Annotated in this window: 21 protein-coding genes and 1 pseudogene; 4 read left to right on the top strand and 18 right to left on the bottom strand. The window is 64.5% G+C overall.

Annotated elements, in window-relative coordinates:
* Nucleotides 1-68 precede the first annotated feature (68 nt).
* The 5 genes from ABWP84_RS13760 to ABWP84_RS13740 all read right to left on the bottom strand — a co-directional run bounded on the left by ABWP84_RS13760 (nucleotide 69) and on the right by ABWP84_RS13740 (nucleotide 3878).
* The gene (locus ABWP84_RS13760) at nucleotides 69-428 is read right to left on the bottom strand and encodes a hypothetical protein (protein WP_353212610.1); all 360 of its coding nucleotides are present in this window, start codon (nucleotides 426-428) and stop codon (nucleotides 69-71) included.
* A 34-nt stretch (nucleotides 429-462) separates the two neighbouring features.
* A complete protein-coding gene (locus ABWP84_RS13755) occupies nucleotides 463-1149 on the bottom strand; it encodes a CHRD domain-containing protein (protein ID WP_353212609.1) in 687 nt (228 codons plus the stop codon).
* 148 nt (nucleotides 1150-1297) lie between these two features.
* Nucleotides 1298-2644: an ATP-binding protein gene (locus ABWP84_RS13750; protein ID WP_353212608.1), complete on the bottom strand. Its 1347-nt coding sequence runs from the start codon at nucleotides 2642-2644 to the stop codon at nucleotides 1298-1300.
* Nucleotides 2641-3339, bottom strand: coding sequence for a response regulator (locus ABWP84_RS13745; RefSeq protein ID WP_353212607.1), 699 nt, complete (start codon nucleotides 3337-3339; stop codon nucleotides 2641-2643). Before ABWP84_RS13745 ends, ABWP84_RS13750 begins: the two co-directional genes overlap by 4 nt.
* The gene (locus ABWP84_RS13740) at nucleotides 3336-3878 is read right to left on the bottom strand and encodes a MarR family winged helix-turn-helix transcriptional regulator (protein WP_408904272.1); all 543 of its coding nucleotides are present in this window, start codon (nucleotides 3876-3878) and stop codon (nucleotides 3336-3338) included. Before ABWP84_RS13740 ends, ABWP84_RS13745 begins: the two co-directional genes overlap by 4 nt.
* A gap of 84 nt (nucleotides 3879-3962) precedes the next feature.
* Here ABWP84_RS13740 and ABWP84_RS13735 point away from each other — a divergent pair, with 84 nt between their 5' ends.
* Nucleotides 3963-4868 carry a branched-chain amino acid aminotransferase gene (locus ABWP84_RS13735; protein WP_353212606.1) on the top strand — a complete coding sequence of 302 codons (906 nt, stop codon included), beginning with the start codon at nucleotides 3963-3965 and terminating at the stop codon, nucleotides 4866-4868.
* Here ABWP84_RS13735 and ABWP84_RS13730 read toward each other — a convergent pair.
* The gene (locus tag ABWP84_RS13730; protein WP_353212605.1) at nucleotides 4814-5170 is read right to left on the bottom strand and encodes a hypothetical protein; all 357 of its coding nucleotides are present in this window, start codon (nucleotides 5168-5170) and stop codon (nucleotides 4814-4816) included. The genes ABWP84_RS13735 and ABWP84_RS13730 overlap by 55 nt on opposite strands.
* A 213-nt stretch (nucleotides 5171-5383) precedes the next feature.
* Here ABWP84_RS13730 and ABWP84_RS13725 point away from each other — a divergent pair.
* The 3 genes and pseudogenes from ABWP84_RS13725 to ABWP84_RS13715 all read left to right on the top strand — a co-directional run.
* Nucleotides 5384-5707, top strand: a pseudogene (locus ABWP84_RS13725) (Ig-like domain-containing protein); the annotation flags it as partial.
* 45 nt (nucleotides 5708-5752) lie between these two features.
* A complete protein-coding gene (locus ABWP84_RS13720; protein ID WP_353212611.1) occupies nucleotides 5753-7504 on the top strand; it encodes an Ig-like domain-containing protein in 1752 nt (583 codons plus the stop codon).
* Nucleotides 7505-7510: 6 nt separating this feature from the next.
* Nucleotides 7511-7873: a hypothetical protein gene (locus ABWP84_RS13715; RefSeq protein WP_353212604.1), complete on the top strand. Its 363-nt coding sequence runs from the start codon at nucleotides 7511-7513 to the stop codon at nucleotides 7871-7873.
* 259 nt (nucleotides 7874-8132) lie between these two features.
* Here the strand turns inward: ABWP84_RS13715 and ABWP84_RS13710 are convergent, their stop codons facing one another.
* The 12 genes from ABWP84_RS13710 to ABWP84_RS13655 form a co-directional block, all read right to left on the bottom strand.
* Nucleotides 8133-8456 (bottom strand): YdhR family protein, encoded by a 324-nt coding sequence (locus tag ABWP84_RS13710; protein WP_353212603.1) that lies wholly within the window; start codon nucleotides 8454-8456, stop codon nucleotides 8133-8135.
* Entirely contained in the window at nucleotides 8446-9297 is an 852-nt protein-coding gene (locus ABWP84_RS13705; RefSeq protein WP_353212602.1) for a fumarylacetoacetate hydrolase family protein, read from the bottom strand. The genes ABWP84_RS13710 and ABWP84_RS13705 overlap by 11 nt, the downstream gene beginning before the upstream one ends.
* A gap of 32 nt (nucleotides 9298-9329) precedes the next feature.
* The gene (locus tag ABWP84_RS13700) at nucleotides 9330-9998 is read right to left on the bottom strand and encodes a DsbA family oxidoreductase (RefSeq protein ID WP_353212601.1); all 669 of its coding nucleotides are present in this window, start codon (nucleotides 9996-9998) and stop codon (nucleotides 9330-9332) included.
* Nucleotides 9995-10687 carry a cyclase family protein gene (locus ABWP84_RS13695; protein WP_353212600.1) on the bottom strand — a complete coding sequence of 231 codons (693 nt, stop codon included), beginning with the start codon at nucleotides 10685-10687 and terminating at the stop codon, nucleotides 9995-9997. The genes ABWP84_RS13700 and ABWP84_RS13695 overlap by 4 nt, the downstream gene beginning before the upstream one ends.
* A 6-nt stretch (nucleotides 10688-10693) precedes the next feature.
* Nucleotides 10694-12211: an amidohydrolase family protein gene (locus tag ABWP84_RS13690; protein ID WP_353212599.1), complete on the bottom strand. Its 1518-nt coding sequence runs from the start codon at nucleotides 12209-12211 to the stop codon at nucleotides 10694-10696.
* A gap of 76 nt (nucleotides 12212-12287) precedes the next feature.
* A complete protein-coding gene (locus tag ABWP84_RS13685) occupies nucleotides 12288-13040 on the bottom strand; it encodes an SDR family oxidoreductase (protein WP_353212598.1) in 753 nt (250 codons plus the stop codon).
* 62 nt (nucleotides 13041-13102) lie between these two features.
* Nucleotides 13103-14023, bottom strand: a complete 921-nt coding sequence (ppk2, locus tag ABWP84_RS13680; RefSeq protein ID WP_353212597.1) for a polyphosphate kinase 2 — start codon at nucleotides 14021-14023, stop codon at nucleotides 13103-13105.
* Nucleotides 14024-14155: 132 nt separating this feature from the next.
* Nucleotides 14156-15991: a molecular chaperone HtpG gene (gene htpG, locus ABWP84_RS13675; RefSeq protein WP_353212596.1), complete on the bottom strand. Its 1836-nt coding sequence runs from the start codon at nucleotides 15989-15991 to the stop codon at nucleotides 14156-14158.
* A 54-nt stretch (nucleotides 15992-16045) separates the two neighbouring features.
* Nucleotides 16046-17275 carry a glycosyltransferase gene (locus tag ABWP84_RS13670; protein ID WP_353212595.1) on the bottom strand — a complete coding sequence of 410 codons (1230 nt, stop codon included), beginning with the start codon at nucleotides 17273-17275 and terminating at the stop codon, nucleotides 16046-16048.
* On the bottom strand, nucleotides 17262-19028 hold the full coding sequence (locus ABWP84_RS13665; RefSeq protein WP_353212594.1) for a hypothetical protein: 1767 nt from the start codon (nucleotides 19026-19028) through the stop codon (nucleotides 17262-17264). Before ABWP84_RS13665 ends, ABWP84_RS13670 begins: the two co-directional genes overlap by 14 nt.
* A complete protein-coding gene (locus ABWP84_RS13660) occupies nucleotides 19009-19902 on the bottom strand; it encodes a hypothetical protein (protein WP_353212593.1) in 894 nt (297 codons plus the stop codon). The genes ABWP84_RS13665 and ABWP84_RS13660 overlap by 20 nt, the downstream gene beginning before the upstream one ends.
* A 180-nt stretch (nucleotides 19903-20082) precedes the next feature.
* Nucleotides 20083-20790, bottom strand: coding sequence for a hypothetical protein (locus ABWP84_RS13655; RefSeq protein WP_353212592.1), 708 nt, complete (start codon nucleotides 20788-20790; stop codon nucleotides 20083-20085).
* Nucleotides 20791-20880 lie beyond the last annotated feature (90 nt).

Here is a 20880-nt window from a genome sequence, read left to right as displayed (position 1 = left end):
GGCTCTAAGCTTTTGTTTGACTAGCATCTTTATCCGCTCAAACGATTCCGTTTGAACGGATGATGCTCTTAGCCCCGCCGCAAATCCTGCCGGTGATGCCAGGCCACAAGCACCGAGACGGCCAGCGTCACAATATTGAACGGCAGCACCAGCAGGGCATAGGCCGCGCCATCGACCAAAACATTGGTGACCATCGACATCATCATATTTGCCGCAGCGGCGATGGCACCAATTGCCCGTGTCCGCGGCAGCAACACCAGCACGGCAATCAGGACACATAGCAGGTTGGCGCCGACATTGATCCAATTCGGCAAGGGCTCAACCGTCGCTGGATTGCCCGAGCCCGATGCCGCGAGCCCCATCGCCGCGGCAATCAAGCCAGATAGGACCCAATAGACCCGGCGCGTCGCGGGATTATCGCGCTGCATCGACGCGGTATTGCGGAACAGCGACATCATTGGTTCACTGAACCGGGCTGAGCTGGCCGCGAATATCGCCAAAGAACATCTGCCCCTTGGTGTGCAGGTTGAAATACAATTCCCCCCGCTCGGCGATCAAAGCCATGCCGGAGATGGTGCGCACCCGATCCGTCGGAATACTGGGAATAATCGGGCAACCCGCCGTCAAAATTCCTAAAATGCCGTGGCCATGATCGATCACCGCCACCAGATCCTCATTGGTGATCTCCACCGAGAATTCGCCATTGGCGAAGGCCGCCGGCAGGTTACGCGGGCCAGTTTGGGTGCGGCCGAAATCCACCAGAATGGGCCCCAACTGCCCCGGCCGGCCGCAATGGATATGGAACAAGGTGATATCCTGCGGATTGATGCCCTCGATACGCAGATGCGCATAGGCGCGGCCCTGGTCACGGGTGAAGGCCAATGTGCCATGGCCGCGCGACTGACGGGCATTGCGCGGCACGGAGGGCGCGGTTGAACGAAACGCGCGCGGGATGGCCGCTGGCGTATCCTCCTCTTCGCCGCCCTGCTGCAGCGGGCTCAGCCAGGCCTGATAAATCCGGCCAATCTCCCGCCCGGCATCGGGGCGCAGCACCATGCCATCGCGCGGCGGCACGCTCTGGGCCATGACTTGGGTAATGCCCAGCACCAGCATAACAAATATCTGCGCGATGAACCGCAACTTGACCATAAGAGCATCCTATCGCAATAAATTGAAAGGACTATGCTGATCGGGCGCGGCGCAATTCGTCAAGAATTCCAACATCGCGGCACCAATAACCCGCAGCACCAACAACCCGCAGCACCAATAACCCGGGCGCGGTCAGGGCCATCTCCGGTCAGACCGGCAGCCTCACCCTTGCCCGCAACCCGCCCATCGGGCTCTCCTCCAGCATAATCTCGCCACCATGCCGCCGCACCGCATCGCGGGCAATGGCCAGCCCCAGCCCCGTGCCGGTGGCCGAGCCCGAGGCGAAGGGCTTGAATGCCGCCTCGCGCTCCGCCGCGGGAATGCCCGGCCCATCATCATCCACCGTGATCTCGGCCCATCGGCCATTCAGTTGCATCGCCATCCGCACCTGGCTGGCATGGCGGCGGGCATTGTCCAGCAAATTGCCCAGCGCCCGGCGCAGCCCATTCTCGCGCAGGCGCAAGCGCAAACTCGCCGGCGCCACCAGGGTGACATCACCGCCGCTGCGCCGGGCTGTGGCACAAATATCCTCCAGCAACGGCACCGCATCCATCTCCCGCGCCGCCTCCAGCCCCTCGCCCCGGGCAAAGGCGAGATAGGTCTCCACCAGCCGCTCCATCTCCTCAGTGTCCTGCACCAGGCCGGCAATATCCTCGGCACTCGCCTCATCACGCGGCAGCATGGCCAGGCTGAGCCGCATGCGGGTGAGCGGGGTGCGCATATCATGGCTTATGCCGGCCAGCATTTCGGTGCGCTGGCTGACGAAGCGGCGGATATTCTCCTGCATCTGGTTGAAGGCGATGGCCGCCTGGCGAACCTCAATCGCCCCCTCAGGCTTGATCGCACCCCCATCGCGCCCCTGGCCGAAATCCTCCGCCGCCGCCGCCAGCCTGCGAATGGCGCGCACCTGGTTGCGCATGAACAGCACGGCAATCAGCGCCAGCAACCCCGCCGAGCCCACCAGCCAGATCACAAAGAGATAGAGCGTGGCGCTGAACAGCCGCTTGCGCGGCACCTCCACATCGAGCAGGCCGCCTTCCAACTGCACCCGCACCACCACATTCTGCGCATCGCTCAGCCAATCGGCATCAAAGGGCAGGCCCACCAGCCGGGTAAGCGCCTGGGCCAGATCTGTCTCCAATGGCAGCAGCGGTGACCAGGGCGGCCGGGCAGGGATGGCGCCCAGCTGAATCCCCGGCTCAAAGGCAATGCCCAGCCCCAGCCGCCAGGTGGCCTCGCGCAGGATGGCGGGATGCGCCTCCTCGGGCAATTGCGTGAGCAACTGCGTCACCATGCCAATCTCGCCCGCGAGCGAAGTGGCCAGCCTGCGCGAGATCACATCCACATGCCCGCCATAAAACGCCGTCAGCGCCACCGCCTGCACGATCAGCAGCGGCCCCAGAATCATCAGGAGTGAGCGGCCCAGCAGCCCGCGCGGCGCAAAGCGCTTCAGCCCACGCAGTGCCAGGGGCGGCTGCGGCGCCGCCCCGCTCAAGGCCCGGGTCTCAGCACATAGCCCTTGTGGCGGATGGTGTGCAGAAAGCGCGGCTCACGCGGGTCGGGCTCGATTTTGCGGCGCAGCCGGGTGACCTGCACATCCACCGCGCGCTCCCCCGCCTCGGGCGTGCCCAGCGCCTCGGCGATGAACTCGCGCGAGAGCACCTCGCCCGGCCGGCCGGCCAGGGCGGCGAGCAGCGCGGTCTCCCCCCCGGTCAGCCGCGTGGCGCCGCCCGGCCCGCGCAGCTCGCTGCGATCGGGGTCGAACCAAAGCTGGCCCAGTTGCACCGGCCCCGCCTGGGTGGTGGGCAATGGCGGCGGCATGGCCCGCTTGAGGATGGTGCGAATGCGAAAGGCCAGCTCCCGCGGATCAAACGGCTTGGCCAGGTAATCATCCGCGCCATGCTCGAAGCCGGCCACACGGTCATCAGGGTCACCGCGCGCGGTGAGCATGAGCACCGGCACATCGCGCCCCTGTTGGCGCAGGCTCTCCACCAGCTCCAACCCGGTTTCGCCGGGCATCATCACATCGAGCACCAGCAGGTCAAATGCCAGCACATTGAGTGCGGCGCGCGCCTCCTGCGCATCGGCGGCGGCGGTGACGCGAAAGCCATTCTCGGCGAGGTAGCGCTGCAGCAGGCTGCGCAGCCGCGCATCATCATCGACCACGAGAAGATGTGGGTTGTCGCTCATCCCTGTGCCGCCCTTTCCAGCCGTTCCAGCTCAGCCCTTGCATCCTCGCCCATCAGCCCGCGCATGACGCGGCGAAACCCCTCCACCGCGGCAGGCCCGGCCTCACGATAGGCGCGCATCACCCATTCACGCTGGCAATCATAGAGCCGGCGCTCCAGCCCCGCACCCTTCTCGGTCAGGCTCAGCAGCCGCTGGCGCTTATCCACCCGCCCGGCCGCCTGGGTCACATAGCCATCCTCGATCATCGGCTGCAGCACCCGGCCCAGCGATTGCTTGGTGATGGAGAGTATCCCCAACAGATCACCCACCGTCATGCCCGGCGCGCGGCCGACGAAATGCAGCACCCGGTGATGCGCCCGGCCCATATTCAGCTCCGCCAGCAGCCTGTCCGGCCCGGCGGTGAAATCGCGATAGCCAAAAAACAGCAGATCCTGCGCCAGCCGCAGCTCGGATTCGCGCAGGAACAGCAAATTGCTCCCCGCTGCCTGCTCCCGCGGCGTGGCCGGCATGGCTGCCATACCGGGTTGTTTGGTCAGCATTGTTGACGCTTCTCCGCGCGATGTTCTAAAACCGTCTCAGTGAACGCAAGATTCTTACGCCAATCATAAAGCAGGAGACACGAGATGGCACTGATTCCCTTTGATGACCGCGACGGCTTCATCTGGCTCGATGGCCATATGGTGCCATGGCGCGATGCCAAGCTGCATGTGCTCTCTCATGCCCTGCATTATGCCTCCGCCGTCTTCGAAGGCGAGCGCTGCTATTCGGGCAATATCTTCCGCCTGCGTGACCATACCAACCGTCTCATCGAATCCGGCCGGATTTTGGGCTTTGACATCCCCTGGACCGCGCAACAGATCGATGATGCCTGCGATGCGGTGGTGAAGGCCAATGGCTTCACCGAGGCCTATATCCGCCCCATCGCCTGGCGCGGTGCTGAGGAGATGGGCGTGGGTGCGAAGGCCACCAAGATCCACCTCGCCATCGCCACCTGGGAATGGGGCGCCTATTTCGGCGTGGAGCAGCGCATGAAGGGCGTGCGCCTCGACCTTGCCAAATGGCGCCGCCCCGCCCCCGACACTGCGCCCACCGCCTCCAAGGCCGCCGGGCTCTACATGATCGGCACCATGAGCAAGCACGCCGCCATGGATGCCGGCTTTGATGACGCCTTCATGCTCGACCATAAGGGCGATGTGGCCGAGGCCACCGGCGCCAACGCCTTTTTCGTGATGGCCGATGGCCAAATCCACACCCCCACCCCCACCTGCTTCCTCGATGGCATCACCCGCCGCACCGTCATGGCCCTGGCCAAGAAGCGGCAAATGCCCATGGTCGAACGGGTGATCCGCGCCGAAGAATTGTCCCAGGCGAGCGAAGTGTTTTTGGCCGGCACCGCAGCCGAGGTGACGCCGGTGGCCTGCATCGGCAGCCAAAGCTACACCCCTGGCGACATCACCAAGACGCTGATGGAAGACTATATGGATTTGGTGCGCAAAGGGCCGGATGAGGTGATGAAGCTGGTGGGGTAGGGCGCCTCGCGGCGGGCCAGCGCCTGGCCCGCCATTGCCGCTGCAAGACGGGCAGATCCTCGGCGGTGGTGCGGATAGCCTTCGCCAGAGCCAAGGGCGGCCCGAACCCCAAACCGCACGCGGTCGGCGACGAGCGTGGCCGTCCCCGCGCCATTCTGCTGACCGAAGGTCAGATGAGCGACGTCAAAAGTGCCCCCCTCATCTTCGACGCCATGCATCAAGCCCCGCTGCCGCTCGGCCACCGTGGCGACGAAGCCGGCTGGCGCCCTCAGGCGCTGGCTGCGCGCGGGACCATCGCCCACGCCTCATCTCCGCCATCGCCCCGGCCGCCATCATCATCTTCTGGATCAATGAGGCCTGGACCCTCACGGTTGCGCCACCTATCCGGTCGAAACGGGGGCCGCCCCAGAAGGTCTTAGGCTTGAGCCGGCAGAAGCTGCTGAAAATTTTCAGCGTTGACGTATCCACCTTCGCCATATCGTCTCAATCATTGCAATTTTATTCAAAAATTGGACATGACCACACAAAACGTACAGCCCACAAAGCCCAGTATCCCAGACCTGATTGCGGGCGATGACACGGGAAGTTCCAATACCGACAACATCACATCCAAGACCAGCACGACCTTCATCGGCACCGGGTGGCCTGGCGAGCGCATTTATTTATATGATCCTTATGTGCCCGCTGACCCTCCTTCTGGTCGACTAGGTTACACGATCGTGGATGCCAATGGCAATTGGTCCTTCACCACGACCCTGTCGCCCGGTGTGCATTCTGTGAGTGCGGAGGCCCAAGTTTATGATTATAATACCTGGAGCGGGCCTACTTCTCCTATAACAGTCACCATCGATAACACCGCGCCAGCCGCGCCGACTTCTCTGGACATGTCATCCGGGTCCGACACTGGCACCTCTAACAGCGATGACATCACAAATACCACGACACCGATCTTCACCGGCACCAGTGAGGCCAACAGCGACGTTACCCTTTACGACACCGATGGCACGACCGTACTGGGCAGCGCGACGGCGAGCGGCGCCGGCACCTGGTCGATCACCAGTTTCATGCTGTCCGGGGGTGCCCACACCGTCACGGCCAAGGCGGTCGATGTGGCTGGCAATGTCAGCCTGGCCAGCGCCGGCTTGACGATAACAATCGACAACACCGCGCCCGCTCTGGCGTCGGCTATCACCATTTCCGATACCGTCCTGCAGATAGGCGATACCGCGACGGTGACCTTCACCTTCACCGAGCAGGTGAGCGGTTTCACCACTGCCGATGTCACGGTGGCCAACGGCACATTGAGCAATCTTACCACCGGCAATGGCGGCATAACCTGGAGCGCGACGCTGACGCCGAATGCAGGCGTGACCGCAGCCGTCAACAATTTGGTGCTGAACAATACCGGCTATACCGATCTGGCCGGCAATGCTGGTGTGGGCAACTCGAATTCGCCCAATTACGTGGTGGACACCTATGTTTTCGTCGACGGGGCACCAAGAATCACCTCCGGTGGCACCGCCAGCTTTGCCGAAAACGCCACCGGCACCGTCTATACCGCCACCGCCACCGACCCCGATGCCGATAGGTTGAGCTTCACCCTGGGCGGCACCGATGCCGCCCTGTTCAATATCAACACCACCTCCGGCGCCGTCACCTTCAACACCGCGCCCGATTTCGAGGCCCCGGCCGATGCCGGGAAAAACAACGTCTACGACATCACCGTCACCGCCTTCGATGGCAGCCTCAGCAGCACGCCCCAACCCGTGGCCATCACCGTCACCAACACCAACGAAGCACCCACCATCACCTCTGCGGCTGCGGCGAGCTTTGCCGAAAACGCCACCGGCACCGTCTATACCGCCACCGGCAGCGACCCTGATGCCAATACCACCCTGACCTTCGTGCTGGGCGGCACCGATGCCGCCCTGTTCAACATCAACACCAACTCCGGCGCCCTCACCTTCAAGACCGCGCCCAATTTCGAGGCCCCGGCCGATGCCGGCAAAAACAACGTCTACGACATCACCGTCACCGCCTTCGATGGCAGCCTCATCAGCGCGGCAAACGCTGTGGCCATCACTGTTACCGATGTCGTAGATTATAATATCAAGCAAGGCGATGACATAGTCATCGGAGTAACACCAGAGATCTATACTGGCCCGGTTGCCGGTATCGAGTATGAAATGCTGCTCGGCGCAACCAATGACATCATACTATGCACCGCCATGGCGGAGTTCATCAATACTGCGGCAGGCAACGATGCAATCGATGGTGGGGCCGGCAATGACGTCATCGATGGCGGTTCGGGCTCGAATTTCCTCGCCGGCGGCGCGGGATGGGATAGATTTTTTATCGATGGACGCATGGCTGCATCCTCCACCACCTGGTCCTCCATCATCGATTTCTCCCCAGGCGAGCAAGTCACGATCTGGGGCTATCGGCCCGAGGTCAGCAAACTCAATTGGGCCGCGAGCGATGGTGCACCCGGCTACCAGGGCGTAACCCTGCATTGTGACCTCGATGGCGATGGCACGACCGACACCTCGGTCACCTTCTCAGGCCTGACCCAGGCGCAACTACCTGCAGCGACCTATGGCATTGTTGAAGGGATTGGCTACTGCTTCTTCGGATAGCCCCGCGTGCCGCCCAGCGCCGATCTGGCCATGCATTTCTGGTGGCGCGCCGCGCAGGAGGTGGCCCAGGGCCGCAGCTGCCGCTTTGGCTTCATCACCAGCAACTCCATCCGCCAGGTGTTTTGCCGCAGGGTGGTGGCCGTGGCACTGGAAGCCGCCAATACCGCCGCCCCCGCCTGGCCCCGCACCGACGCCATCGGCCAGATCACCATGATCAGCCGCGCGCTGCGCGCCCGCCCTGCCGCAGCGGCCGACCTGCGGAAACAATTCAGCAACCCGCCGCAAACCGCCACGGTGCAACACATCCTCGCCAGCCTCGCCAAGGCCGGCCAGGCCCGCGCGCTGCCCGATGGCCGCTACGTGATGTAACCCCTTCCGCTTGACAAATCAAGCATAAAATCCTAACATCCGCCCGCTGCCGCTGTTTGAAAACGCCATCCCGATCCCTCGCCAGCGCCCCTCAAGGCTGCCCGGCCGCCAAACCGCAATTTGTCCGTAAACCCATTTCTGGCAAAACCCCGGGGGGCACCCCACCACGCCCAGGCGCGTTTCAAACCCGCCCGAGGCATCGCCCTCGCACGCCCAAAAGGCAATTTGTCCGAATACAACCGCTTTTGCAGAACAAGGCCTAAGTGATTGATAAAGGCCCACGCGTCAGCGCACTCAACCCCGCCACCGCAGTCCGATACGTGGCCGTAATAGGCCCAATCCCCTGCCGCTCCAGCCTCGCCGCATGCATGGCGTGATACGCCTCCGCCGCCGCCCGGCTGGCAAAGAGGTAAATCCCCCCCGCCCGCCCGCCCGGCACATCCTGCGTCCAGATCTTCCAGATCAGCCCAGGCTCGGCGGCAATACTCTCCGCCAGCGCCCGCATCGCCGCCGCCTGCTCCGGCCCGCCATCGCGGCGGGCCGGAAAATCCATGATGACCAGAACCGGCTCCTCAGCCGGCATAGGCCACCGTCTTCTGCGTCTGCGTCCCCAAGCCCTGCACGCCCAGATGCATCACCTGGCCAGGCTTGAGGAACACCGGCGAAGGCTTCTTGCCCAGGCCCACCCCCGGCGGCGTGCCGGTGAAGATCACATCGCCCGGATGCAACGTGATGAAATGCGAGACATAACTCACCAGGGTCTTCACCCCGAAAATCATCGTCCGCGTGCTGCCATTCTGCTGCCGCTCACCATCCACATCGCAGAACATGTCAAGGTTCTGCGGGTCCGGCACCTCATCACGCGTCACCAGCCAGGGCCCGACAGGCCCAAAAGTATCGGCCCCCTTGCCCTTATCCCAGGCACCGCCACGCTCAATCTGCCATTCCCGCTCGGAGACATCATTGCCCACGGCATAACCCGCCACATGCGCCAGCGCCGCATCCTCGCTCACACACGTCGCCTTGGTGCCGATGATAATGCAAAGCTCCACCTCCCAGTCGCATTTGACCGAGTTCTTGGGAATAATCACATCATCATTCGGCCCCGAAATCGCACCATTCGCCTTCAGGAAGACAATAGGCTCCTTCGGAATAGCCGAGCCAGTCTCCGCCGCATGGTCAGCATAATTGAGGCCAATGCAGATCAACTGGGAAAACCCCGAAACCGGTGCGCCCAAGCGCGGATTGCCAGCCACCGCCGGCAGGCTCGCAGGGTCCAGGCTGGCCAGCTTGGCCAGCCCCGCATCCGAGAGCACATCGCCTGCAATATCGGGCACCACGCCTGACAGATCACGAATAACGCCAGCGGCATCGAGCATGCCCGGCTTTTCCTGGCCCTTGGGGCCATAACGCAGCAGTTTCATGAGGCTTTCCTCTCCGATAGGGCGGCAGAATGTCAGCCAGCCAGCGCCACGTCCAGCAGGCGGGCCAGCACTTCTGGCTCCTGCGCCCCGGCAATCGCATTGGCGCCATCCATCACAAAGCAGGGCACGCCATTAATCCCCAGCCGATGCGCCCGAAGATTTTCGGTATGCACCGCCTCCACATCCTGGCTGGAGGCAAGAAAAGCCCGGGCTGCGGCCGCATCCAGCCCCTCCATCGCGGCGATGGAGGCCAGCACCTCATGATGGGCAATATCGCGCCCCTGACAAAAATGCGCAGCGAAGAGCGCCAAGACCATATGGTCCGCCGCACCATGCCCCGCCGCCCAGCGCACCATGCGATGCGCATCGAGCGTATGCGGCACCCGCCTTATGGCATCAAAGCGAAAGGCCAGCCCCTCGGCCCGGCCCAATTCGGTGATGCTGCCATGCAGCCGCCGCGCCCGGTCCTCACCGCCGAATTTACGGACCATGTCATCCTGCCGCGGCACCCCACCCGGCGCGATATCCGGGTTCAACAGAAAGGGCCGCCACTGGATGGCCACCACCACCTCCGGCCGATGGTCCAGCATCCGCATCAACCGCGCCACGCCCAGGTAACACCAGGGACAAACCAGATCGAAGACAACCTCGATCAGCAGCCCCTCGCCATCTTCACCCGGGTGCGACGCGATATGGTTCACGCAAACATCGCCACCGCGCGGATCGGGCTCGCGCTGCCGCCACGGATCTTGAGCGGGAAGCCGATGAAGGTGAAGCGCCCGCGCCCGATCAGGCTGTGCAGATTGGCCAAGCATTCCATATGCGTGATGCCCAATTCGCCGCAGGCCATGTGTGCCAGGAAATTCGGCTCGCCCTCAGGGGCTGGCGAAATCGCCTCCACCCCGAACATGCCAATGCCCTGTTCCGCCAGCCAATGAATCGCCGGCAGCGACAGCCCAGGGAAATCATGCAGATAGCCCGGCTTGCCCAGCAGGCGCTCATTCGTCGCCATCCAGATCAGCAGCGTGTCACCCTTCTGGATGGTCTGGCCCGAGGCTGCGACGGCAGCCTGCACCTCCTCCAGCGTCGCCGCAGTCTTCAGCGGCACATGGCTGAGATCGATACAAAACGCTGAGGTATAAAAGTTCTCGAGCGGCATCTGCTCCACCGACAGCGCCCCCGGCCGCGGGTCAAAATGCACCGGCGCATCGACATGGGTGCCGGCATGGTCGCTCATCGACAGATAGACGGCCTTGGAGGTGAAGACCGTATTGCCGGCATATTTCTTCTCATCATGGTCACCCCAGACCGTCATCACCACCGGCGGATGGCTCGGATGGGTCTGGGTGCGATGGAAAATCTCGCGCGAGAGATCGACAAATTCAGGCATGGTTCTTCAAATCCCGTTGTTCGGAGCGTCACACATATAGCGGTTGAGATGGTAGGGCTCCATCGCCAGGCCGGGGCAGAAGCTCTCGATGATCGGCCGCAGCCGCTCATAGAGATCGTGCATGCCAGCACTCAGCCGCTCGAGCCTCTCGCGCGCCTCCTCGGCATCGCGGGCCAGTTTGGCGATGTCGAGCCTGGTATGGCGGCGATCATAATAGACGAATTCGCCGCCGATCATGGTGTGGCGCACGCCGCAGCTATCCTCGGCATGGACGAGTTGGTTCACCGTCCAATTATGCGGGATCCAGCTCACCGCCGTGAGGTCGAGAAAGACGATATCGGCCTTCATGCCCGGCGCGATGGCGCCGATATCCTTAAAGCCCAGCGCCCGGGCTGAACCCACGGTGGCGGCATTGTAAACCTCCTCCACCGAGGCCCAGCGGCTCGGATCAGGGGTTTGCACCTTGCTCAGCATCGAGGCGTAGCGCATCGCCTCATACATGTTGATGTTGTCGGAGCAATTAACCCCATCGGTGCCAATGCCGATATTGACGCCCAAATCGAGCGCCCGGCGCAGCCGGAACATGCCATTGCCCAGCCGCATATTGGAGCCGGGATTATGCGCGAGCGAGGCGCCACGGTCGCGGATGATCCGCAGATCATCATCATCGAGCCAGATGCCGTGGGCTGCGGTGAAATGCTCATCGATGAGGCCCAGCGCATCGATGTGCTGGACCAGGGTCTTGCCGTATTGGCGCATGCCGACCACGGCCTGCACCTTGCTCTCGCCAACATGGCTATGCAGCGCCACGCCATGCTTCTTCGCCAGATCACGGCAGCCGCAGAGGAAACCATCCGAGCAATGATGCGGGATGGTGGGTGCGACGGCGGCGCGGATATCCTGGCCCGCCCAGCGCCAATGGTGCAGAATTTCGCCAATCGCGCCGAGCGTTTCCTCGGGCGGGCGCAGGCGCAGCTTGGCGACCTCGGCCTGGAGGGGGGCGGGCATGGAATCAACGAGGCCAGGAATGGCCTCATACATCGTGCGGTCCGCCACCATCGGGGCGACGACGGCGCGCATGCCCACTTCGCTATAGGCTTCGGCCACCGCATCCATCCCATCACGCGAGGGGATGGGGAATTCATAATAGAGATCATAGGCGGCGGTGCAGCCCTTGCTCACCATCTCGGCCGCGCAGATCAGGGTGGTGAGTTTCTTATCCGCCAGGTTGCGGCCACCGCCCAGCCAGGGGGCGGCGGCGAGCAGCAATTCCAGGGTGAAATTGTCGCCCTGGCCGCGGCCCAGCCCGCCATGGCCATGGGTATGGGCATTGATCAGGCCCGGATGCAGCAACAGGCCCTCGGCATTGACCACCGCGGCACCTTCGGGGGCGGCAAGCCCCAGGCCCATCTCCACGATCACCCCATCCTTGATCAGGATATCGGTGGGGGCGGCGCGGCGCATTGCCGTATCGGTCAGACGGCCGCCACGGATGAGGCTGACGCCTTGTTTCTGGGTGGCCATTGTCGCGTTTCCTCTCAGGAAGAAGTCACAGATGCTGCCCTGAAGGGGGCTGTGCCCTGAGGCCGCCGCCAGGCCTTCAGTGAAAAAACCGACCCGAATCGATCACCACGGTTTGCCCTGTCATCGTCTCAGTGCGGCACATGGTGAGCACCATCTCGGCGCAATCATCCTTATCGGCCGCGCGCTTGAGCAGGGCTCCAGCTGCCGAACGCTCGACCTGTTCGGGGCGCAGATTGGCGGTGGCGCGGGTGCCCTCCAGCAGGCCTGGGGCCACGCAATTCACCAGCGCCTCGGGCGCCATGGCCACTGCCATGCAGCGGGTGAGGTGAATCAAGCCAGCCTTGGAGACGGCATAGGCGATGGAGGAGCCGGTGGGGCCAAGGCCTGCGACGGAGGCGATATTGACCACCCGGCCAGCCCCTTGCGCCTTCATCACCGGCGCCACGGCGCGGGTGAGGCGCATGGGGCCGGTGAGGTTCACCGCCATCACCTTCTCCCACACTGCATCGGTGAGGGTTTCGAGCTCCGCGAAGGGAATGGCTATATTATAGGCGGCGTCATTGACCAGGATATCGAGCCGGCCGAAGCGGGCGATCACTGCGGCCACCAGCGCCTCGGCGGCGGCCGGGTCCTCCAGGTCACAGGGCAGGGCAGCGGCTTGGATTTGATGGCGGTCGGCCAATTCGCGGGCCACGCCCTCGGCCTGGTCACGGCTGCGGGCATAGACCACGGCGAGGTGCACGCCCTCGCGCGCCAGGGCATGGCATATGCGCTGCCCCAAGCCGCCATTGCCGCCGGTGACCACGGCCACCTTACCCCTGAGTTCCATGCGTAACCTCCTGCCTTATCACGAAGGTTGCGCCCGGAACGGCACGGGCCGCAAGCCGTGCTTCAGTAGGTCTCCGGCACGTAGAGTTCGACTGGCAGGGTGCGGCGCTCATAATTCGGGTCAAAGACGCGCTCTGGCAGGCAGATCGGTTGGTGCGGCACCTCCTCATAGGGAATGAGCGAGAGCAGATGGGCGATGCAGTTCAGCCGCGCCCGCTTCTTGTCATTGCCTTCAAGGATGTACCAGGGCGCTTCGGGAATATTCGTGCGCTCAAACATATCCTCCTTCGCCTTGGTGTATTGCTCCCAGCGGATCCGCGATTGCAGGTCCATGGGCGAGAGCTTCCACTGCTTGATGGGGTCGTGGATGCGCATGAGGAAGCGGTATTGCTGCTCCTCATCGGAGATCGAGAACCAGTATTTGATGACGATGATGCCGGAGCGGACCAGCATGCGCTCGAATTCCGGCACGTCGCGGAAGAAATCCTCAACCTCGGTCTCACTGGCGAAGCCCATCACCCGCTCGACGCCGGCGCGATTGTACCAGCTGCGGTCGAAGAGCACGATTTCGCCGGCCGCGGGCAGATGCGAGATGAAGCGCTGGAAATACCATTGCTTCTTCTCACGATCCGAGGGAGCGGGCAGGGCGACAACCCGGCAGGTGCGCGGATTCACCCGTTGGGTGATGCGCTTGATGGCGCCGCCCTTGCCGGCGCTGTCACGCCCCTCGAAGAGCACGACGACCTTGAGGCCCTTATGCACCACCCAATCCTGCAGCTTCAACAGCTCGGATTGCAGCCGCAGCAATTCGCGGAAATAGAAGCTGCGGTCGATCCCCGGCGCCTTGCGGGCCTGCTGCAGGGCGCGCAGCTCGGGCGGGATGCGACTATCATCGATCTCCTGCTCCAGCTCCTCATCGAAATCATCCTGCAATTCGAGGTCGAGCCAGGATTTTTCGGTCGGATCATTCATCGGTTCAGACATTGGTCATTCTCCCTCGCCACGCGAAAGGCACATAGGGCCGCATGGCTGGCCCAGATATTCTGTGATTGTTGATGCCCGGCCTCGGGGTTGTTGTCATCCCCGGCGATGATGACAAATAGGCGCAAGCGGGGTTCAGCCCGCGCCCAATGCGAGGGCGGCGGCGACGCGGCGGGCGAATGCGGCCGGGTCGCGCGGGCCATCGCCATCCTGAATAAGGGCGAGGTCGAGCAGCACGCCGGCGGTCTCGGCCAGTTCGGCCTCGGGCAGGGCAGGGTCGGCCAGGCGGCGGATGAGGCTGTGGCGTGGATTGACCTCCAGCACCGGCAGCAGCCCCGGCGTGTCACGGCCGGCGCGGCGCATCATCCGGCTCATTTGCAGGTCTGGCCCATATTGCGGGGCGGCGAGGACGGCGGCGCTTTCCACCAGGCGCTCGGTCGCGCGTGCATCGGAGATATGGTCTTTCAGCATCTCCTTCAGCAGGGGCAAGAGGCGCTCCAGATCGGCCGCCTCGCCCTCCATGGCCGCGCCCTCGATCTTGGAGAGATCGACAATGCCCTGGGTGATGCTGCGGATGGGCTTGGCGTCAAACATCGCCAGCCGCTCGGGCCAGAAGGCATCGATGCTGTCGCCGAGCAGCAGCACCTCCACCCCCTTGGCGCGGAAGCCTTCGAGTTGCGGCGATTTGGCCAGGGCCGCTGGGTCCTCACCCACCAGGATATAGATCGCCTCCTGGCCCGGTTTCATCCGGGCGACGTAATCGGCGAGCGATGTCCAGCCCTCAACCGAAGAGGAACGGAAGCGCAGGAGGGCGGCGACATCCTGGCGATGCTCGGCATCCTCCCAGACACCCTCCTTCAGCACCGGGCCGAAATTCTCCCAGAAGCTGGCATAACGCTCGGCATCCTTGGATTGTGTCTTGAGTTCGGAGAGCACGCGGTTGGTCACCGCCTTGCGGATGCGCGCGAGCACCGGGGTGGCTTGCAGCATCTCGCGGCTGACATTGAGCGGCAAATCCTCGGTATCGACCACGCCATGCACGAAGCGCAGGAAGGGCGGCAGCAGGGCAGCGCTCTCGGTGATGAACATGCGCCGCACATGCAGGCGCAGCCTGCTGTCACGCTCACCTTCGACCGCCTGGAAGGGTTTCATGCCGGGGATGAAGAGCAGGGCGCTGAATTCCATCACCCCCTCGGCGCGCCAATGCAGCGTGGCCCAGGGGCTGTCAAAGGCATGGGCGACGTGGTGGTAGAAGGCCTTGTACTGCTCTTCCGTCACCTCGGATTTGGCTTTGCGCCAGAGCGCCGTGCCCTCATTGGCCGGCTCCTCCACGCCATCGCGCGCGACGGTGATGGGGATGGTGATGTGGTCCGCCCATTTGCGGATGATGGCTTGCAAGCGGCTGGGTTCGAGGAATTCTTCGGCATCGGCTTTGATGTGCAGCACGATATCGGTGCCGGGCTCGGCGCGGCTGGCGGGCGCGAGCGTATAGGCGCCCTGGCCCTCGCTGGCCCAGACCCAGGCTTCCTCGCTGCCGGCGCGGCGGGAGGTGACCTCCACCCGCTCGGCCACCATGAAGGCGGAGTAGAAGCCCACGCCGAATTGGCCGATCAGGCTGGGTTTTTCCGCCGCCGGGGTATCGGCGAGGGATTTGGCGAAGGCCAGCGTGCCGGAGCGGGCGATGGTGCCCAGATGCGCGGTCAGATCGGCCTTGGCCATGCCGATGCCGCAATCGCTGATGGTGATGCTGCGGGCTGCCTTGTCAGGCAGGATGCGCAGCCGCGGCTCGGCGGGGAGGGCGAGGGTTGGGTCGGTCAGCGCCTCGAAGCGGCGGCGATCCACCGCATCGGCGGCATTGGCGACGAGTTCGCGCAGAAAGATCTCACGCTCGGAATACAGCGCATGGACGACCAGATCGAGCAGGCGGCCAACCTCGGCGCCAAATTCATGTCGTTCCAGGCTCTCTTCCATTGTCTTCTCCTGCAATGATGGCAACCGCCGATATGCGGGCCGCGCTGCGGCGTTTCAACCTTTTGGCCATGCGCGGCGATAGAGGCTGAGCGGGTCGGTCTCGATTAGGGCGGCGGCGGGGGCGGGTTCGGCCTGGGGCAGGGCGAGAATAGCCTCGGCCAGGGCCAGCGGGTCCCGCGGGGTGAGCAGAATGCTGCCAGGCAGCGCGCGTAGCGCCTCGCCCAGCCCGCCCAGATCGGCGCCGATGACCCGCACCCCGGCGGCGGCGGCCTCCCGCACCACCAGGGGCGCGTTTTCCCACCAGATGGATGGCACCACGACCGCATCGCAGCCCGCCATGAGCCCGCCCACCGCTTCATTGGGATAGGGGCCGCAGAGCGTGATGTTGGGTGGCTGCGCGGCCAGCAGCCTCTCTAGGCGGCGGCGGAGAAGCTCGGGTTGTTCCTCCTGGCGGCCATGCATCTCGATCACGCCCGGCCAGCCGCGCGCGGCGAGGATGTGGGCGGCGGCAAAGAGCACGCCCAGGCCCTTCAATTCCGAGATTTGGCCGAAAAAGCCGATGCGCGGCGTGCCAGGCGGGCGGGGTGAGGGTTTCTGGCGCGGGGCTGGCGGGGGGAGGGGATTGGCCTGCACCAGCATGCGCGCCTCGGCCAGGCCCCAGGCCAGAAAGCGCGCGCGCAGAAAATGGCTGGGGGCGATGAAGCGATCGACCGCATCAAGATGCCGCCGCAGCCACAAATCGCGCATGAAGAAGGACTGCGGTGATTGTTTCGGGAAGCAGCCATGGCAGGCTTGCGGGCTGGCTTCAGTGCAAAGGGTGAGGTCTGGGCGGGTGACCATCTGGCCGTGATGGTGGCAGATCAGCAGGTATTCATGCAGGGTGAGCATCACCTCCACCCGGGGCAGCACCCGCCGCGGCATGGCCAGGGCTTCGATGCCAATGCCGATGAAGTGGTGGAAATGCACGATATCGGGCTGCAATTCCGCCAACAGCGCCTCGAATGCGCGGGCGAAATTCGGGTCGGGATTGGCGAAGAGGAAATGGTCGAAACTGCGGCCGCCATAGAGGTATTCGCGCGGGCCGAAGGGCTGGGTGAAGGCGGCACCGGCCCGCACCGGCAGTTTTTTGGCATCGTGGCTGAGCAGAAAACCCTCAAATCCCGGCGTGGCGTTGAGCCGGCGGAAGGTTTCGAAGGCGACGATCTCGCCACCGCCCTGGGTGAGTTTGGGATGGGTGTGGCTGACAACCAGTACGCGGCGGCCATCGGCCTTAGCCTTGCGCATCGGGATTCCAACGCGCGGCGAAGTGGCTGGCATTGACCAAGGTGGCGCCGCTGCGCCAGGGGGCGTGGCTGCCCGGGGTTTGTCGCTCCAAGTGATAGAGCACCACATCGGGCTGCAGCATGATGCGCAGGCCGCGCGCGCGCAGCGCCTCGCACAGCGCCGCATCTTCGAAATCGGCGATGATGCAATCCTCATCGAGCCCGCCCAGCGCCTGCAGATCGGCCCGGCGGATGGCGAGGCAGGCGCCGGTGAGCGCGCTCACCTCCCGCAAGGCGGGCCGGGCTGGGCCGGGTTTGGCGCCCTTGCCGGGATGAATGGGGAAGGGCCAGGGCGGCAGGCTGGCCACGCGCTGATATTCCATGCCGCCATGTTGCAGCGTGCCATCCTCGAACAACAAAGTCGCACCCACCGCACCCACCGCCGGCTTGCCGAGCGGGGCGCAGAGGCTGGGCAGCCAGGCCATGCCCTCGCCCTGGCGGGGGAAGACATCGGCATTGAGCAGGCATAGATGCGCCGCGCGGGCGGCGGCCAGGCCGGCATTATTGGCCGGCGCATAGCCCAGATGCGCCCCCAGATCGAGCAGGCTGAAGGGCAGGCGAAAGCGCATCCAGCAGGATTGCGCCATGCGCTCGGCCTCTTCGGCGAGGCGGGGATCGTCGAGAATGTAGAGAATCTCACAGCCGGGATCGGGCCTGGCAGAGAAGAGCGCGAGTTGCAGCGCCATGAAATCCACCCTGCCATGCAGCGGGATGATCAGCGCCCTTTCGGGCGAGGCAGGCAGCGGGCCGAAATCCTGCCGCTGCGGCGTGGGGCGCAGTGCGAGGCGGGCGCGGTTGAGGCCGCGTGCAATGGGGCCGATGGTGTGGGCCAGCACGGTGGAGATGCGGGCGAGCGGCGGGCGTGGCAGGGCAAGAATCTGCTCGATCACGGCCAGCCCCGCGCCCTCGGCCGGGCGCGGCAGGGGCAGATGGGCGATGGTGCCATCGCGGATCTCAACCTCAAGCCAGGGTGGGGCCGCGGCAAGGAAGGGCCCCTGAGCATAGGCGAGGAAGCCGGTGGTGCCGCCATGGCGGATGGCATCCTCGGCGCTGCCGGGCGGGGCCAGGTCGGGGCGCGGCATGAGCGCCCAGTGGTCGCGCTCCAGCACCTGGCAGGTGGTGCCCTGGCGCAGGGCCAGCCGGGTGACCAGCCGCATGGGGTCAACCAGCCCGCCCTCGATGGCGATGCCGGCGGGGGGGATGCGTATCACCGCATCGATGGCAATGCGCAGCGGCAGGCCGAGCGGGGTGAGGCTGTCATTGCCGGTATAGGCCGGGACGGGCAGGGCGGCGCGGATGGTATTGGCGATGTCGCTGGCTTTGGCGGCGGCATGCAGCATGGCCCGGCCGCGCGCGCCGGCAGCTTGGGCATCCTCAAGCCGGGCATCCTGGGCTTGCAGCCTCAGCCCCAGACCGTCGGCAAGCTGGCGCAAGGGGCCGACCGGCGGGCGGGGGGCCTGGAAAAGCGCGATGAAGCGCTGGCCCTGGGTGTGATCATCGGCGATGAAGACGCTCAGCAGGGTGCCTGTGAGCACGCCATGCTCGAACACCGCCTCAACCGCCTCAATCCTGGCCGGCCAGGGTTGGGCGGCGCTGCCGCAGAGCAGCCAACCTTCCGCACCCTCGGCCGGGGCATAGGATTCAACCAGCCCTGACCAGCTTTGCGGTGGAGGCGAGGGGGCCGGCTTGCGGCTATCAGCTGGCCTTCTTGGCACGGCGTGTCTTGCTGCCGGGGCTGGCGGCTGTGGACTTGGCGGGCTTGGGCCTGGCTGGCTTTTTGTGTTTGGGCGGTGGCATGGCGGCAGGCTGGGTGCCGCCGAGGGGTTCGAGGGTGATGTTCAGGGCGGCCAGGGGCGTGAGGTCGGCCGATTCGCAGGGCATGCCGTTTTCAGCCTCGGGCAATTCCCTGCCATCGACGCATCGTCCGGCATAACGCAGGCGCCATTGCTGGGCGGCCTGGCCCAGCAGCCGGGCGCGGAAGCCCAATATGGGCAGGCCCATGCCGCGGCTGCCGCAGAATTCGCCAGCCTGCACCCAGGGGGAGAGCCAGCCGCGGCCCAGAACTACCTGATATTCCAGATCGGCGGGCTGAAGCGGCGCGGGGGCGAGCAATTCAACACCTTCGATCCAACTATCATCGCCCAGGCTGCCCACCCATTGGCCGAAGCCTGCGGGCACATCGCCCTTGCGGCTGAAATGCAGGGTGTAATCGGCTTTTGGCAGCGCGGGGTTGGGGCGCAGGCTCTCGGGCAGGCGGCCATCATCGAGGCGTTGGATTTGGATTTGTGGTGGCTTGGCGCCGGGGGCGCGGGATTCGTCGTAGCTGGTGAAGAGCACGCGGGAGCGTTCACTGGCGACGCGCAGCAGCACGGCATCGCCCAGTTGGCGCAGCCAACCATCGCCAGGCAGGGCGGCCACGGCCACGGTGGAACTGCCGGGCGAGCTGGAGATGCGCAGCACGGGCAGATCACGCTCGGTGAGGCCTTGGGTCACGCCGGTGACGAAAACGCAATATGTGCCATGGCTAAGAACAATCGAATGAGCCGAGATTGGCACTTCGGCGACAAGAACAGATGCGGATTCACTCATAAAGGCACTTCCTCTCACCCCATTGATGGGGTTATGCGCGGATCAAGTGAAATGATCGTAAAGAGGCCGGCAGGAGGCTGGGCTGGTTGCGGCGCAACCACATGCGGAGCGGGCCAAGCATGGGCGGGAGGGTGATGATCCTCCCCCGCCCATGGGTGCGACAGAGATCACCCTGTCGGATCAGACGCCACCAGCCGTCAAGGACACGCCGCTCAGGATGATCTTGGTGCCATCGGGCAGGGTAAGGGTGGTGGAACCGCTATCCTGCTGCGGCAGCGGCAGGGAGACATTGCTGTAGCCATCGAAGACCAGCTTGTCCTTGCCGACGGTGAAGTCACCAATCACCACCGTGTGGTTGGGGTTGCCATCCATCTCGCTTTTGAAAAAGGCGAAGACATCCGCACCCTCGCCACCGAAGACGGTGGATTCGCCGCGGCCGGCGAAAATCGTGTCATTGCCAATGCCGCCGCCTATCAGCACCTCATCACCCTTGCCGGCAAAGAAGACGTTATTGCCGGTGGAGTTGCCGCCGCTCAGCGTGGTGTTGCCGGCGCTGGCGACCAGCGTATCGGCGCCCGCACCGGCGGCGAAGCCGGCCGAATAGGCGCCGCCGGTGAAGACCGTTGACTGCCCCTCAGCGGCGGTGACGGAGTTTTGGCCAGCATCGCCGCCCCAGAAGGAGCCGGTGCCCGCGCCGCCGAAGATGGTGGCGCTACCAGAGCCGGCGGTGACGGTGCTATTGCCGGTGCCACCAACGAAGGTCAGACGGCCCGAGCCACCCACCACCGTCGCGCCATCCTCAACGCCGATGGTGTCATTGCCGCCACCGGCCCATATGATGTCCTTGCCCTGGGAGTATACCAGGTTATTGCCGGTACTAAAACTCAAGGCAATTTGGTTTGTCCCGCCACCAGCCATAATGGTGGGCGGATTCAACATCCATAGCGAACACCATCGCCGTTCTGTGTCTCGCTCCCG

This window comes from Rhodovarius sp., assembly GCF_040399605.1.
Classification (GTDB): domain Bacteria; phylum Pseudomonadota; class Alphaproteobacteria; order Acetobacterales; family Acetobacteraceae; genus Rhodovarius; species Rhodovarius crocodyli_A.
Note: the sequence above shows the minus strand (reverse complement) of the source record. Positions and strands in the feature narration are given on the sequence as shown.

Bases quoted from the DNA above. Each gene is read 5' to 3' on its own strand.
- ppk2 (WP_353212597.1), bottom strand. From the start codon at position 14,023: ATGTCTGAACCGATGAATGATCCGACCGAAAAATCCTGGCTCGACCTC.
- ABWP84_RS13710 (WP_353212603.1), bottom strand. From the start codon at position 8,456: ATGCCGGCTGAGGAGCCGGTTCTGGTCATCATGGATTTTCCGGCCCGC.
- ABWP84_RS13720 (WP_353212611.1), top strand. From the start codon at position 5,753: ATGTCATCCGGGTCCGACACTGGCACCTCTAACAGCGATGACATCACA.
- ABWP84_RS13670 (WP_353212595.1), bottom strand. From the start codon at position 17,275: ATGCGCAAGGCTAAGGCCGATGGCCGCCGCGTACTGGTTGTCAGCCAC.
- ABWP84_RS13685 (WP_353212598.1), bottom strand. From the start codon at position 13,040: ATGGAACTCAGGGGTAAGGTGGCCGTGGTCACCGGCGGCAATGGCGGC.
- ABWP84_RS13690 (WP_353212599.1), bottom strand. From the start codon at position 12,211: ATGGCCACCCAGAAACAAGGCGTCAGCCTCATCCGTGGCGGCCGTCTG.
- ABWP84_RS13705 (WP_353212602.1), bottom strand. From the start codon at position 9,297: ATGAAACTGCTGCGTTATGGCCCCAAGGGCCAGGAAAAGCCGGGCATG.
- ABWP84_RS13740 (WP_408904272.1), bottom strand. From the start codon at position 3,878: ATGCTGACCAAACAACCCGGTATGGCAGCCATGCCGGCCACGCCGCGG.
- ABWP84_RS13755 (WP_353212609.1), bottom strand. From the start codon at position 1,149: ATGGTCAAGTTGCGGTTCATCGCGCAGATATTTGTTATGCTGGTGCTG.
- htpG (WP_353212596.1), bottom strand. From the start codon at position 15,991: ATGGAAGAGAGCCTGGAACGACATGAATTTGGCGCCGAGGTTGGCCGC.
- ABWP84_RS13735 (WP_353212606.1), top strand. From the start codon at position 3,963: ATGGCACTGATTCCCTTTGATGACCGCGACGGCTTCATCTGGCTCGAT.
- ABWP84_RS13760 (WP_353212610.1), bottom strand. From the start codon at position 428: ATGCAGCGCGATAATCCCGCGACGCGCCGGGTCTATTGGGTCCTATCT.
- ABWP84_RS13745 (WP_353212607.1), bottom strand. From the start codon at position 3,339: ATGAGCGACAACCCACATCTTCTCGTGGTCGATGATGATGCGCGGCTG.
- ABWP84_RS13660 (WP_353212593.1), bottom strand. From the start codon at position 19,902: ATGAGTGAATCCGCATCTGTTCTTGTCGCCGAAGTGCCAATCTCGGCT.
- ABWP84_RS13695 (WP_353212600.1), bottom strand. From the start codon at position 10,687: ATGCCTGAATTTGTCGATCTCTCGCGCGAGATTTTCCATCGCACCCAG.